The 13,350-nt window shown below is 56.5% G+C and carries 12 protein-coding genes and 2 tRNA genes; 5 read left to right on the forward strand and 9 right to left on the reverse strand.

Going from position 1 to position 13,350, the window contains the following annotated elements; genetic code table 11:
* Positions 1-92: 92 nt before the first annotated feature.
* The 4 genes from J9777_RS04140 to recJ form a co-directional block, all read right to left on the reverse strand.
* Positions 93-1,271 (reverse strand): ATP-binding protein, encoded by a 1,179-nt coding sequence (locus tag J9777_RS04140; RefSeq protein ID WP_209347499.1) that lies wholly within the window; start codon positions 1,269-1,271, stop codon positions 93-95.
* Between the two features lie 73 nt (positions 1,272-1,344).
* Positions 1,345-1,419, reverse strand: a tRNA-Glu gene (locus J9777_RS04145).
* Positions 1,420-1,474: 55 nt separating this feature from the next.
* Positions 1,475-1,549, reverse strand: a tRNA-Glu gene (locus J9777_RS04150).
* Positions 1,550-1,653: 104 nt separating this feature from the next.
* The gene (gene recJ / locus J9777_RS04155) at positions 1,654-3,441 is read right to left on the reverse strand and encodes a single-stranded-DNA-specific exonuclease RecJ (protein ID WP_209347500.1); all 1,788 of its coding nucleotides are present in this window, start codon (positions 3,439-3,441) and stop codon (positions 1,654-1,656) included.
* 79 nt (positions 3,442-3,520) lie between these two features.
* On the opposite strand from recJ, the gene J9777_RS04160 reads away from it, so the two are divergent.
* Together J9777_RS04160 and J9777_RS04165 are read left to right on the forward strand one after the other, a co-directional pair.
* A complete protein-coding gene (locus J9777_RS04160; RefSeq protein WP_209348599.1) occupies positions 3,521-4,012 on the forward strand; it encodes a flavodoxin family protein in 492 nt (163 codons plus the stop codon).
* A 149-nt stretch (positions 4,013-4,161) separates the two neighbouring features.
* Complete coding sequence (locus J9777_RS04165) at positions 4,162-4,878, forward strand: hypothetical protein (RefSeq protein ID WP_209347501.1); 717 nt, start codon at positions 4,162-4,164, stop codon at positions 4,876-4,878.
* Positions 4,879-4,893: 15 nt separating this feature from the next.
* Here J9777_RS04165 and J9777_RS04170 read toward each other — a convergent pair whose 3' ends face one another.
* Together J9777_RS04170 and J9777_RS04175 are read right to left on the reverse strand one after the other, a co-directional pair.
* Complete coding sequence (locus J9777_RS04170) at positions 4,894-5,865, reverse strand: nitronate monooxygenase family protein (RefSeq protein ID WP_209347502.1); 972 nt, start codon at positions 5,863-5,865, stop codon at positions 4,894-4,896.
* 107 nt (positions 5,866-5,972) lie between these two features.
* Entirely contained in the window at positions 5,973-7,028 is a 1,056-nt protein-coding gene (locus J9777_RS04175; RefSeq protein ID WP_209347503.1) for an amidohydrolase family protein, read from the reverse strand.
* Between the two features lie 462 nt (positions 7,029-7,490).
* Between J9777_RS04175 and J9777_RS04180 the strand changes: the two genes are divergently transcribed.
* Entirely contained in the window at positions 7,491-8,567 is a 1,077-nt protein-coding gene (locus tag J9777_RS04180) for a hypothetical protein (RefSeq protein ID WP_209347504.1), read from the forward strand.
* Positions 8,568-8,582: 15 nt separating this feature from the next.
* Here J9777_RS04180 and leuA read toward each other — a convergent pair whose 3' ends face one another.
* Entirely contained in the window at positions 8,583-10,259 is a 1,677-nt protein-coding gene (leuA, locus tag J9777_RS04185; RefSeq protein WP_209347505.1) for a 2-isopropylmalate synthase, read from the reverse strand.
* A gap of 275 nt (positions 10,260-10,534) precedes the next feature.
* Between leuA and J9777_RS04190 the strand changes: the two genes are divergently transcribed.
* Positions 10,535-10,846 (forward strand): hypothetical protein, encoded by a 312-nt coding sequence (locus tag J9777_RS04190; protein WP_209347506.1) that lies wholly within the window; start codon positions 10,535-10,537, stop codon positions 10,844-10,846.
* 90 nt (positions 10,847-10,936) lie between these two features.
* Positions 10,937-11,566 carry a hypothetical protein gene (locus tag J9777_RS04195; protein WP_209347507.1) on the forward strand — a complete coding sequence of 210 codons (630 nt, stop codon included), beginning with the start codon at positions 10,937-10,939 and terminating at the stop codon, positions 11,564-11,566.
* Positions 11,567-11,620: 54 nt separating this feature from the next.
* Here the strand turns inward: J9777_RS04195 and J9777_RS04200 are convergent, their stop codons facing one another.
* Positions 11,621-12,223: a DUF4329 domain-containing protein gene (locus J9777_RS04200; RefSeq protein WP_209347508.1), complete on the reverse strand. Its 603-nt coding sequence runs from the start codon at positions 12,221-12,223 to the stop codon at positions 11,621-11,623.
* A gap of 32 nt (positions 12,224-12,255) precedes the next feature.
* Complete coding sequence (gene ilvC / locus J9777_RS04205; RefSeq protein WP_209347509.1) at positions 12,256-13,290, reverse strand: ketol-acid reductoisomerase; 1,035 nt, start codon at positions 13,288-13,290, stop codon at positions 12,256-12,258.
* Positions 13,291-13,350 lie beyond the last annotated feature (60 nt).

Here is a 13,350-nt window from a genome sequence, read left to right on the forward strand (position 1 = left end):
CCATTCAGAAACGAAATTCTCGGAGAGAATCATAGCCTGTCGGACCTCACCGATGTTGGACGAATATGACAAGAACATGACAATCACCCCGACTAAGTGTCTTGCGCGGGAATCCGTGCGCTGATTGTTGTCCCTTGGCCAAGCTCGCTGGCAATGTCGAGGCGTCCGAGGTGACGCTCCACAATGTGTTTTACAATTGCCAAGCCTAGCCCGGTGCCGCCTGCGGCGCGGCTGCGTCCAGGATCGGTGCGATAAAAGCGTTTCGTAAGATAGGGAATGTGCTCAGGATCGATGCCGTTGCCCGTATCAGTCACCGATATCTTCGCTTCCGCATTATCTGTTTCTGATAGAGATACAGTGACTTTTCCGTCCGTATCACCATACTTTAGCGCGTTATCGACGAGGTTGCGGACGAGTTGTTCAAGCTGCCGTTCGTCGCCCAATACCGTCATGTCTTTTTCGATGTCGAATTCGAGACGGTCTGCTCTTTCCAATCCAGCAGCATCCTTCGACGCGCGCTCAATCAATTTTGCCAGTGGTAGGTTTTCGCGCGGCTTATCGTGTTTCTCAGCTTCAATTCGCGAAAGCGACATCAGATCACTGACCAGACTTTGCAGTCGGCGGCCTTCTCCGAGAATAACATCAAGAAACTTCTCGGTTTTCTCAGGCGGAAGGTTGCCTTCGCTATCCTTGATCGTCTCTACATAACCAAGGATCGAGGCGAGCGGCGTACGCAATTCGTGACTGGCATTGGCGACAAAATCGGTGTGCGATCGCGCAATATCGGTCTCGGCGGTTTGGTTGAGCAACTCCACAACCGACACCCCATTGCCGAGATTTTGGCGATTGATCCGCCATACATCCCTCCGCCGTACCAGCCCTTGGATATTGGCAGCGCCATTCTTCTTCGATTCGAGCAATTTGATCGCCTTGGGATGGCGCATGGCGACACGCATGTCTTGCCCTATGATATGCTTGCCAAGAAGCTTGCGTGCGGCACGGTTCGCAACCGTAATGCGCGATCCTTCCATCACCAGAATCGGCGTGCCTGAATATTCGACCAACTGCGCCATGTTGTCGCTGCTGAACGGGTCTTCGACCTTGATGATTTCTTCTGCCGGCGGGTTGATTGCGATCAGGAACAGAGATCCTGCCCATACCAGCGCAACGGCCAGTGTCAGCCAAGGGTTCACTCCGTAAGCGACGAGCGCGATGGAGGTCGCTGCTGCGAGAGCGAGTCCAGGCCAGAGGGGAGTGCCGCTGCGGTCCATATATTGATGGCCTTAGCGTTGCACCTTGGCCTGCGCTACCAGTTATGTCGGGTTGTAATATTTGTCACCAGAATGGTGACCCCTACGGGAATCGAACCCGTGTTTCAGCCGTGAAAGGGCCGCGTCCTAACCGCTAGACGAAGGGGCCATTCTGATCCGGTTCGTCACATTTCAGTGAAGCTGGAACAAAAAATCGCCATCACTGGTGACCCCTACGGGAATCGAACCCGTGTTTCAGCCGTGAAAGGGCCGCGTCCTAACCGCTAGACGAAGGGGCCATAGTGATGGCGTGGCGGCGCAATTAGGGGCGAGATTGTTCTGCGTCAAGCCTCGCGCGCGGTTTTGAAGCGGCTTTATCGGCTGTCTTGGACGAATTTTTGTATCAATCTGCCCAAGCTGCATCTTCAAGGTGCAGTTCGGCAGCAGGTCGGCTGCCCCAATCGTCAATCTTCGCACGACCGGCCAGCCACATTTTGCGCCCCTTTGCTCCGTGCAGGATTGCTTGACCCATTTCGGTATCGGCTGCTCGGAAGGCAATTGCTTTGAGCGAGCCGCCATCTTCGCCACCAACGATCAGACGCAAATGGTCGGTGCCGACAATATCCGCCTTGATCAGATGGACTGGGCCGACTGCAACTCTGGGTCCGGGCCAGCCAATCCCGTATGGTCCGGCTTCGTCAAGCCGTTCTACCAAAGACGGTGCAAGACCGCGCGGGGCAACGGCTAGGTCCAACTTCAATTCTTGCGTTGCTTGCGCGTTCGATACCGCCGACCCAAGACGGGCATCGAGCCAATCTGCAAATTTGTCCAGCTTGTCGGCATTGATCGTGAGGCCCGCTGCCATCGCGTGTCCGCCGCCAGCGACAAGCAAACCCTCTTCACGCGCTGCGATGATCGCGGCGCCCAAGTCCACGCCTGAGATCGAACGTCCGGAGCCTTTGCCTTCTCCGTTCTCTTCATCGACGGCGATTACGATTGAAGGCTTGCCGGTCTTTTCTTTGATCCGCCCCGCGACAATGCCGATCACGCCGGGATGCCAACCCTTGCCTGAGAGAACGACAACCGAGCGATTATGCTGGGCGGCGATCTGAGCTTCGGCTGCCTCTTGAACCGCAGCCTCAATAGCGCGGCGCTCCTCATTGAGAGACGATAGCTGCGCAGAAATCTCACGTGCCTCATCATGATCTTCGGTGGTGAGCAAACGTACACCGAGTGTCGACTCGCCAACGCGGCCACCTGCATTAATGCGCGGCCCAAGTGCGAAGCCAAGATCGCTGCAAACTGGCGCGCGCTTGAGCCTGCTGGCATCGATGAGTGCGGACATGCCGATATTTTCGCGCTTCGCCATGACTTTCAGGCCCTGCGCAACAAACGCTCGGTTCAGGCCATGCAGCGCGGCAACGTCGGCTACCGTGCCCAACGCAACCAGATCGAGGAGTGAAAGCAAGTCGGGCTCGGCTCGATTCTCAAAGTACCCCTGCGTCCGCAATGTCCGAACCACGGCAATAGCGAGCAGGAAAGCGACGCCAACTGCAGCAAGGTGACCGTGCGACGCGGCTTCGTCATTCTCGTCCAGCCGGTTCGGGTTCACTAATGCCGCTGCCTTAGGCAATTCATGCGCACATTTGTGGTGGTCGACGACGATCACATCCACGCCGGCATCGCGTGCCATTTCCAGCGCTTCAAATGCCATCGCGCCGCAATCGACAGTGACAATCAGGCTGGAACTTTCTTCTGCCAACTTGACCAATGCAGAACCGCTGGGACCGTATCCTTCCAGCAAACGGTCAGGAATATAGTATCCCGCATCGCATCCAACCATCCGCAGCAAGCGGATCATCAATGCAGAGCTGGTCGCGCCGTCGACATCATAGTCGCCGTAGATGGTGATCGTTTCTTTGCCGAGGATCGCTTGCACGATGCGCTCTGCGGCGTTCTCCATGTCCTGAAACAGCGAAGGATCGGGCAGGAAGCTCCGCAAGGTCGGCGTCTTGTGTCGTGCTATATCGTCGGGTGCGACGCCGCGTGACAGCAACAACTGAGTGACGATATCGTTCTCCAGCCCGTCACCTGAGCCGCCGATATCCATATTACCGCCGCGCCAGTGCCAGGCTTTGCCGGAGAGCGATTGCGTTACGCCGAATACGGGTGAGAGTGTACGGGAAGCCATGGCTGTACCTACCGCATTGGCGGGCGCGCAGCAAAGGCGGGTGATTGACAATCGACAGCTATCCGTGATGTTCGCTCGCATGCCTCCACCAGACAAGACCCTGCTCATCATCTGGCACAGTCGGACCGGCGCAAGCAAAGCGATGGCTGAAGCGGCGGGCGAGGGTGCAGGGCAGAGCGCCAAGTTACTCGGTGCAGCAGACGTGACGCCGCAGCATTTGCTCGACGCGGACGCGTACCTGTTCGTCTGCCCCGAGAATCTCGCGACAATGAGCGGGATGATGAAAGAGATGTTCGACCAGACTTACTACCCGATCCTTGGGCAAATCGAAGGGCGCGGCTTTGCGACGATCATTGCGGCAGGTTCAGACGGCGAGGGCGCGCAGCGTCAAATTGATCGTATTGCGAAGGGATGGCGTTTGCGGCGTGTCGCGGAACCAATGATCGTGAATTTTGATGCGCAAACTCCCGAGGCGATCCTTGCCGAAAAGGCTGTTGACCCCAAAAAGTTGAAGCAATGTCGCGAGCTTGGCGCCGCACTTGGCGAAGGCCTCGCGCTCGGCGTTTTCTAATCAACTGCATCGGTTTCGGAGCTATCCACGCGCTAAGACTCGACGGCAGCATTAATACTCGGCAAGCTACTGATATTGTTTAGGAGGAGCGCCGAGTTATTTCCGGACATTCGGACCAATCAGCGGCCGCAGAGCCGTCAGGACTGTATTTGCTCTTTCCGACGGGCAAACGACCAGCCATTGAGTCCGTGCGAGAGGCGGTGGCGGCAATTGATGGCGTCACAATTAGCCATGATCCTGAGGCGGCTTCGCCCGCGAACGTCGATGGACGACACTGGTTGGAAGTCGTCATTGATGGTCTGACTTTCGACATCACTGGTTTGGCTCCGGGCAGTTCAGCACCGTTGGCTAGTTTTGTTCAAAGCACTCACGCGGGGTCATCTGGTGCAGCAGAAGCGGTCGCGATAGTGCCCGGACCGCATTTGGCTGGCGGTACTTACATCTTGCCCGTGCTTCGCGGATTGCTCTCCTTGGGCGCGCATTTGGGCACGGAATTACATCATGCTCTGGCCGTGGGGTGGCCGCCATCATTGAACACCGCTTCTACCGCGCAGCTCGGGAAGGCCGCGGAAAGTTGGGCGAATGGAGGAGCGTTTCCGAGTGAATTTCTGATCCGCTTCGAACGTTCGCCGGGCGGCGCTTTTCAAAGCCATGGTCTCTCGGTTTTCACCGGGCAAGAATTGAGCCTCACATCGGATATCGTCGAAAGTGACGATCTCGCGATGCGTCTTGGCTGGCGGCTCGCCAACCAACTGGTCCTGCTTGGCCGGATCGAGGTTCTCGAAGAGATTACCGGCCCAGATGGAAGCATGCTTCGCTTGGCGCCATCGTATGATGGCGATATCGTCGAGGTTTCACGCTGTTAATAGCGCTGAGCTGAATCACGCCAGTTTGGCGGCCAGATCATCCTTTGCGGCGTTATACTCGCTCTCAATCTTATCGACCAGATCAGCAACGGTTCCGACTTTGTCGATAGTGCCGACGCCTTGGCCTGAACCCCAAATGTCTTTCCATGCCTTGGCTTTGCTGTTGCCGCCCGAGCCGAAGTTCATCTTGCTCGGATCGCTCTCGGGCAGGTTCTCCGGGTCAAGCCCGGCCTTCTCGATCGAGCCGCGCAGATAGTTGCCATGCACCCCGGTGAACAGGTTGGTGTAAACGATATCGCCTGCTTTGCTGTCGACGATCTCCTGTTTGTAGGCTGCGTCTGCATTGGCTTCCTCGGTGGCGATCCATGCTGACCCGATATAGCCGAAATCAGCACCCATTGCCTGCGCCGCAAGCACCGAGCGGCCATGCGCAATCGATCCCGACAGCGCGACTAACCCGTCGAACCAGCTGCGGATTTCCTGCATCAATGCGAACGGCGACTGTGTGCCCGCATGGCCACCAGCGCCAGCAGCAACAGGGATCAGGCCCGTCGCGCCTTTCTCGATAGCTTTGCGTGCGAACCGGTCATTGATCACATCATGCAGCGTAATTCCGCCCCAGCCTTTGACGGCGGAGAAGATATCTTCGCGCGCGCCGAGCGAGGTGATGACCATCGGCACTTGCCATTTGGCGCATACCTCCATGTCTTCCTCCAGCCGGTCATTGCTGCGGTGGACGATCTGGTTGACCGCATATGGTGCTGCAGGCCGGTCAGGATTGTCGCGATTATGCTGCGCCAACTCTTCGGTGATCCGGTGAAGCCATTCGTCCAAAACGCCAGATGGCCGCGCATTCAATGCCGGGAACGAACCGATGATGCCTGCCTTACACTGCGCGATCACCAATTCCGGACCGGATACGATAAACAGTGGTGAGCCGATAACCGGCAGGCGTAGGCGATCAAAAGGTGCGGGTAGGGCGGCCATGGATGCTCCGTTGCGTTATGAAACTTGCGTTGAGGTGTTCGGGGCGATCTATGGTGCAGCGAGTGCCGTGTCGAGGGTGACGTTACGTAAGCTGCTATGACGCAAGGTCAGGGAAGGATGTGCTCGACCGAATAGAAGCGCGCTGCGTTGCCTGCGTAAAGCGCTGCCTTCTCGTCATCCGAATAGTCCGCTGTGATCCGCTTGAAGGCATTCCACAGTACCGGATAAGTCGCGCCCCAGCGGTCGACCGGATAATTACTCTCGAACATGCCACGTTTCGTTCCGAAGGCCTCAATGCAGGTTTCGATATATGGCCTCCACATCGCCGCGAGTTCTTCCGAACCGTAACCTTTGGCCGGGCCTTCATCGGGCATCATGCAATTGACCATCGCCAATCCGCCCAGTTTGACCGAGACATTGTCACACTCAGCCAACGTGCGGATTGAGGTCGCCCAGCGGTCAAAATTCTCTTCCAGCTTGCCTTTGTACGACGCGATGTTGAGCGGCGTGCCGCAATGGTCGAGGCAGATTGGTTGATCGGGAAATGCTTTCGCCAGATCAATCACATCGCCGATTTGCGGCTCGAGCACCCAGGCATCGAAGCTCAGTTGCATTTCGCGCAAGTTGACGAAACCCATCCGGAAGGCATCGCTTCCATAGAGTCCTTCTGGCGCGTGGAAGGGAGGGCCAAGTACATCGGGATCAGCATCCCAAGCGCCTTGATGGCGGATACCTTTGAACCGGCCCCCAGAACCAGAGGAGCCGGCTGCAACCAGCGCTTCCAATACTTCGCGCGCGCCATCGCCGAGCGTCATATCGGCATGCCCGACAATCCCAGCGCAGGGACGGTAATCGCCGTAGAGCCCGCTCGCGCCTTGCGCTGCGACGCCGTTCACATATTCAACCTCGCCAACCGGCTTCATGGCTTCCGAACGCGCTGCATCGTAGAACGCGCCGCATTCCATAAAGACGGTGCCGACGACGTTGTGACCGCTCTGCGTGTCGGCGAGCAGCTCATCAAACGTGTAATAAGGCGCGCCGACCAAGGTTTCGATAAAAGGATGCCGCGGCTCCGGAAACATCGGCATCATCGGCCGCAAGTCCCACAAATGATGATGCGGATCGATGATCGGCAGATCGGGTTCGAGGATAGTTTCAGTCATGAGCAGTTTTCTCCTCGGTACGTCTTACAGGATGGAACACATGGAACAGGGTCTTGGCAAGGGAAAGTGCGGTGACCGCGAAGAATAGGACTCTAGGGTTACGCTTGTAACCTAACACACCTCCTATAAGTACGGGATTATCTTTGATAATCTCTCCGACGATGGAGTTACACTTTCATAGGGTAAAACACTCTCCGGACTTTTCAAAACGCATGTGGATATGAACAACCGCGAAAAGTTGACCATCATGCTTGTCAAATGACATACACTTATTGCGAGGATGTAGCGTGATCGGATCATGTAGGGAATCCGGTAGCTAATCTTGCATGTGTGATGAAATCTAACATTCTGAGCAGTTCTAATAGGCAGCACGCTGAAACGCGAAACTTTGGTTGGTACAAGGACGGAGTATAGATTCTACGTGACATCGTTCGCATTACTTGGCCATATGATTGCATGTCTATGAAAACGGGTTTTGAAATAGTTCGATCAATTTCGACCCAGTGGACCAGAGCTCAATCTGCAGTATCGCTATGGGGAACAGGCACCTTTGCCCGTTCGAAGTCAGCATTCGCCGGGCGAGGCACAAAGCTTGTTGAGATTTCCGAGGAATTCCGCCGGGCTAAACGGAACCTGGCATGGGCTGCAACGGCGGCCCTTGTGGTCGCTTTTATCACGCCGACGATGACAGATGCGAGTGGCAATTCTGTTGCTGATCGCTGCGGAGACATCGCTCTTTCATTCTTTGCTGAAGCGTCGCTTCCTGTTGCGATGCCTGCAACGTTCATGGTCATCTACCTCCTCTATCTCGCATACGGCTTTTGGTATGAGTCTCGGCGAGACGTTTTGCAGAATAGCAAGGCTGCGCGCGCGCGCGACCCCGACGCTGGCGCGCAAAAGCCTGACGAGGTTCCTGTTCACGAGCAGCTTATTCTCAAATTCCGTGAAGAAGCCGACAAGGCGACCAGCAGTCTGCATGAGGCGGGTCAACTTCTGACCAGCATACCGGCAGATAGCGAGAAGACTGTTGCAATTCGCCAACAAGCCAAGTCCAATCTCGCACAAACGGTGAATGAAATGGTTAGCCAACAAAAGGTACTGGGAGACATCGCTTCTCGCCTCCCAGTTTTCAACCAGTTCCATGACCTAGGTCAGGAAGCCTCAGATCTTGGCCAGACGGTAGAAGGGATCAAAGGGGAGTTGATGGTGATACCGAGCATTCTGGGATCGGCTGCTCAAATGATAGAGAAGAGCGTCGCTGCTATCCCGAGTTACCGGATTCCTACACAAGAAGAACTCGATGAGTTAGCCAGGATGGTCCACGCATTAGAGAGCCAGCTTCAATCTACCCGAGAAGCAGTAACGCTCGCCGCCCAGCAATACACTAGTTTTAGCGAACAGCTTGAACGCTCTGATTTGCGTGATCATTTTTTGCTTGAAAGGGCGTTACCTCCCCTTTTTGCGCTTTCAGCGATGGCCTTTCTCACATTCCGCAAAGGCCCCTGCATGATAAACTGGATGGCATCGCCATTCCTGTAGCAAGACTTGCCGCATTCACCCCACAGCAGAATTCGCCGCGCTCAACACCGCTCTAACACTTGCCGTGGCAACATCTTCATCAATCCCGACGCCCCAGATTGTTTCACCATCTGCACCTTCGCACTCCAGATACGCCGCCGCTCGCGCATCGCGGCCTGAGCCCAGTGCGTGTTCGGTGTAGTCGCGGATTTTGAGTTCGAGGCCGAAGCTGTCTTCGATTGTGCTGAGCACGCTTGAGATCAAGCCGTTGCCGCGTCCGCTGACGCGTTGTTCCTCGCCTTTGACCGCAATGGTACCGGCGAAAATGCGGGTGCCGTCGGTGGCGCGGCTTTCTTCGTAATCGACCAGTTGGAAATGCTTGTTGTCGGTCTGCACATGGTAGGCGCTTTGGAACGCGCTCCAGATGTCGCTGGCATTGAGCTCGCGGCCCAAATCGTCGGCGAGATGCTGCACGTGTTTGGAAAAGTCTGCCTGCATTTTCTTGGGCAGTTTGAGACCTTGATCTTGTTCCAGAACCCACGCAAAGCCGCCTTTGCCACTTTGCGAATTGACGCGGATGACCGCTTCATAATCGCGGCCCAGATCGGCGGGATCGATAGGCAGATAGGGGACGCGCCACAGCTCGTCATTTTGCGTTTCGCTGGCCGAAAAGCCCTTCTTGATCGCGTCTTGGTGACTGCCAGAGAATGCGGTGAACACCAGCTCGCCGCCATAGGGGTGGCGTTGGTGGACGGGGATATCGTTGCAATATTCGACCGTTTCGATGACGCGGTCGATATCGGAGAAATCGAGGCCGGGATCGATCCCCTGCGTGTACATATTGAGCGCGACAGTGACGAGGCAGCAATTGCCTGTCCGCTCGCCATTGCCGAACAGGCAGCCTTCAACGCGGTCGGCGCCTGCCATGATGCCGAGCTCCGCCGCTGCGACACCGGTACCACGATCATTATGCGTGTGCAGACTGATGACCGCGCTCTCGCGATTGGGCAGATTGCGGCAGAAGTACTCGATCTGGTCTGCATAGATGTTGGGCGTTGCCGCCTCTACCGTAGCAGGCAGATTGAGGATGATTGGTTTGTCAGGTGTGGGTTGCAGAACGCCCATGACTTCCTCACAAACCGAAATGCTGAAATCCAGCTCTGCGGTCGAGAATGTCTCGGGGCTGTATTGGAAATGCCAGTCGGTGTCTGGGCGCTTTGCCGCTTCGTCACGCATGATCTGGGCGCCGGTCTTGGCGATATTGCGGACCTCGTCCTTGCTCATCCGGAACACGATATCGCGCCATGCCGGACTGACCGCGTTGTAAAGGTGGACGATGGCGGAATGCGCGCCTTCGAGGCTCTCGAAACTGGTGCGGATCAAATCTTCGCGCGATTGCGTGAGGACTTGCAGATAGACATCATCTGGCACTTTGCCCGAGCGGACAAGGCCTTGGATAAAGTCAAACTCGGTTGCACCCGCGCTGGGAAAACCGACCTCGATTTCCTTTACGCCAATCTCCAGCAGCAAATCGAAGAAGCGGTTCTTCTTCACCGCATCCATCGGATCGATGATCGACTGATTGCCGTCCCGCAGATCGGTGGAGAGCCAGCGGGGCGGGGCAGTGATCGTGCGTGCTGGCCACTGGCGGTCGGGCAGATTTATCTGCGCGAACGCCTGATATTTATTGGAAGGCTGTTTGAGCATGGACATCGGAATAGCAATCTCGAGAAGTTCTAGGTTCTGGCTCTTTTCCCTTGGGCGCTCTGGCGCGCCGGATCAGGCCACGCCGAGTGTCACGCCCAAGGGCGCGTAAGTCGTAGTAGAATGTCGAGACGCTGTGTCATTGCGTTTTGTATGCGAAAGGATCGCACAGATGTCCACCGGCTTTGTGAAATAATTCGCGTGCAGTGTAACCATCTTTTGATTGATGGCGAACTTCCCAGTGTCCGGACCCAATCCCCCATAAAGTTCGAGAGGAAGTATCTATGAAGTCCAAGAATGTTGCAGCCATGCTGATGGTCGCTGGCGGTCTTTCGGTAGTCGCGGCTCTCCCGGTTGCCGCTGGTGCTCCATGCGGTCCGTCCGGTTTTGGTAATTCAAGCAGCTACGGAAATTCAGGTCGTGCAGCTGAACGGCGCCAAGCACGCGCTGAACGCAAGGCGCGCAGAGAAGCGCGTCAGGCTGAAGAAGCAGCGCAAAAGCTTGCCGACGCAGAGGCAAAAGCTGCTGCGGAAGCCAAGGCACAGGTTGCGACGAACGCACCGGCTCAGGCTTCAAATACCGCGACACCGCGGTAATCGCGATACCCCTTCGTCCAGCATCCCGGTTTCACCTTTCCCCCTCCCTGATCGAAACCGGGATCGCTGGACGTGTTAGAACCGTTTTTGATGACATCTGACAAAGCCAAGTCGCTGTTCCTGCAGAGTACGCAAGCGATGTTTGAAAGCGGGCACCCGCTGATGGCGCGCGTACTCGGCAATGATAGGGGGCAAGCGGAAAGCTGGCGGCACTATCCCGATCCAGACGTCGTCAACGGACCATTGGCAGCGCGCTGGTTCTATCACTGCCATCCGCCCGAAGCGCGCGGCAATGGCGAGCACGGGCATTTCCATCTTCTTGTCGGCAAGAGCGCCTTGGCCGATGATGCTGAGCCCTTGATGTCAGCACCGCCTGCTTCGGAGCCACAGCCCGATGTCGTACACATTGCCGCTCTTGCTGTTGATATGAATGGCGTCCCGGCGAACTGGTTCACCACCAATCGCTGGGTAACGGGCGAGTGGCTTTATCCGGCGAAGTGCATTCTACCTCTGGTCGAGCATCTGGATTTCCGTGGCCCCAGTGGAGATCCACTCGTGAATGACTGGTTGACCGGAATCTTTGCACTTCAAACCGGTGCGATCTCCGACATTCTCTCAGAACGTGATGAGAGGATCAGTACGCAAGCCATTCAGAGTGAAGATCGCAGTAGCGGGGTGCTATCTTCCGTTTCGATCAATCTTGAGCGCTTGCTCGGTTAGCGGCTCATCCCGGGTTTGCATACGGGCGCAGGTGACGCTGACGGCTTATGGACTTCAACAGGGACCATTGCCGCGCTCTATCCGACCAACCAATTCCTCTAGCGTATAACGCTGCTTTTGAGGGGCGGCAGCGGCGCAAGATACGTAATTTGGGTCTTTGGCCAGACAGCCCTCGTCGCAAATCAACTCTGCTGCTCGCGCCTGCCCGTCGACGCGCCAGAACCGCCCGCCAGGGGTTGAGACATAGCCGTCAATCTCTCCCGCAATATCCGCCTCGAGATCGGTCGGCGACGGAAACTCGCCAATATACTCCGGATTGTAATTGCCGTGTGTGTGAAAGCTGGCCAGGGTCAGCATTCCGGGGCGCTTGAGGAAAGCGGGCGCGCAGCTGTGACCACCGCCGCCGATAATGCGGGTGACACTGAGTTCGCCCTCGTAGTCTTCATAAATGACGCCGCAGAACTCTCTGCTCTCAGCGAAGGAGCGCAATTGCAGTTCGCTGAGCGTTTCGCGCGCGAGTTGCTGCACCTCGGCTTGCGAGATGGTGGACATGCGCGGATCAGGAGCAGAGAGCCCGAGTGCGCTGCGGAAAAAGATGACAACCCACAAAAGCGCACAGCCAGCGAGGATCAATCCGTTTCTACTAGCGTCACTCATTGGCGCGCTCTAGCTAGCCTTTGCTGCCGGCCCTAGTTCTTTTCCTTGTCCACCAGTTGATTTGCCGAAATCCACGGCATCATACCGCGAAGTTGCGCGCCGACTTGCTCGATCGGATGCGCTTCAGCGGCTTTGCGTGATGCTTTGAGTTCCGGTTGACCCGCACGGTTATCGAGCACGAAGTCCTTTACGAAGCGGCCTGCTTGGATGTCTTCCAATACACGCTTCATTTCAGCTTTGGTTTCGGACGTTATGATCCGCGGACCGGTTTTGATATCGCCATATTCGGCAGTGTTGCTGATCGAATAGCGCATATTGGCGATGCCGCCCTCATAGAGCAGATCGACGATCAGTTTGGTCTCGTGGAGACATTCGAAATAGGCCATCTCAGGCGCGTAACCCGCTTCAACGAGTGTTTCGAAACCGGCTTGGATCAGATGCGTGATGCCGCCGCAGAGGACAGCTTGCTCGCCGAACAGATCGGTCTCGCATTCTTCCTTGAAATTCGTCTCGATCACGCCCGAACGTCCACCCCCCATTGCGCTGGCATAGGAAAGCGCGAGCGATTTGGCGTAACCATTGCCGCCACTTTCGCTGCCTTCTTGGTGGACCGCGATCAAGCATGGCACGCCGCCGCCGCGTTGATATTCGCTGCGCACTGTATGGCCGGGACCTTTGGGGGCGATCATAATGACGTCGATATCTGCAGGCGGTTCGATCAGGCCGAAGTGGATGTTCAGGCCATGCGCAAAGGCGAGGGCAGCGCCGGGCTTCATATGGCCAGCCATATCGTCAGCCCAGATCGCCGCTTGATGCTCATCGGGTGCAAGCACCATGACGAGGTCGGCCCATTCCGCGGCCTCTGTGTTGTTCATCACATTGAAGCCGGCTGCTTCGGCCTTCTTCCGTGTGGCTGAGCCTTCGCGAAGTGCAACCGCGACTTCCTTCACGCCGCTATCGCGCAGGTTTTGTGCGTGGGCATGACCCTGGCTGCCATAGCCAAGGATCGCGACCTTCTTGTTCTGGATCAGATCAAGATCGGCGTCTGAATCGTAATAGACTTTCATGTTCAATCATTCCTACGTGATCCGGTTTAGACCGGCTTGTGGTTCAAATTAGTCCGGTGC

It is taken from the genome of Pontixanthobacter sp. CEM42 (genome assembly GCF_017812015.1).
Lineage (GTDB): Bacteria > Pseudomonadota > Alphaproteobacteria > Sphingomonadales > Sphingomonadaceae > Pontixanthobacter.

What these genes read in the sequence shown, in the direction of transcription:
- J9777_RS04160 (WP_209348599.1), top strand. Translation starts at nt 3,521, where the DNA reads ATGCCTCCACCAGACAAGACCCTGCTCATCATCTGGCACAGTCGGACC.
- J9777_RS04170 (WP_209347502.1), bottom strand. Translation starts at nt 5,865, where the DNA reads ATGGCCGCCCTACCCGCACCTTTTGATCGCCTACGCCTGCCGGTTATC.
- recJ (WP_209347500.1), bottom strand. Translation starts at nt 3,441, where the DNA reads ATGGCTTCCCGTACACTCTCACCCGTATTCGGCGTAACGCAATCGCTC.
- leuA (WP_209347505.1), bottom strand. Translation starts at nt 10,259, where the DNA reads ATGTCCATGCTCAAACAGCCTTCCAATAAATATCAGGCGTTCGCGCAG.
- ilvC (WP_209347509.1), bottom strand. Translation starts at nt 13,290, where the DNA reads ATGAAAGTCTATTACGATTCAGACGCCGATCTTGATCTGATCCAGAAC.
- J9777_RS04140 (WP_209347499.1), bottom strand. Translation starts at nt 1,271, where the DNA reads ATGGACCGCAGCGGCACTCCCCTCTGGCCTGGACTCGCTCTCGCAGCA.
- J9777_RS04180 (WP_209347504.1), top strand. Translation starts at nt 7,491, where the DNA reads ATGAAAACGGGTTTTGAAATAGTTCGATCAATTTCGACCCAGTGGACC.
- J9777_RS04200 (WP_209347508.1), bottom strand. Translation starts at nt 12,223, where the DNA reads ATGAGTGACGCTAGTAGAAACGGATTGATCCTCGCTGGCTGTGCGCTT.
- J9777_RS04190 (WP_209347506.1), top strand. Translation starts at nt 10,535, where the DNA reads ATGAAGTCCAAGAATGTTGCAGCCATGCTGATGGTCGCTGGCGGTCTT.
- J9777_RS04175 (WP_209347503.1), bottom strand. Translation starts at nt 7,028, where the DNA reads ATGACTGAAACTATCCTCGAACCCGATCTGCCGATCATCGATCCGCAT.
- J9777_RS04195 (WP_209347507.1), top strand. Translation starts at nt 10,937, where the DNA reads ATGACATCTGACAAAGCCAAGTCGCTGTTCCTGCAGAGTACGCAAGCG.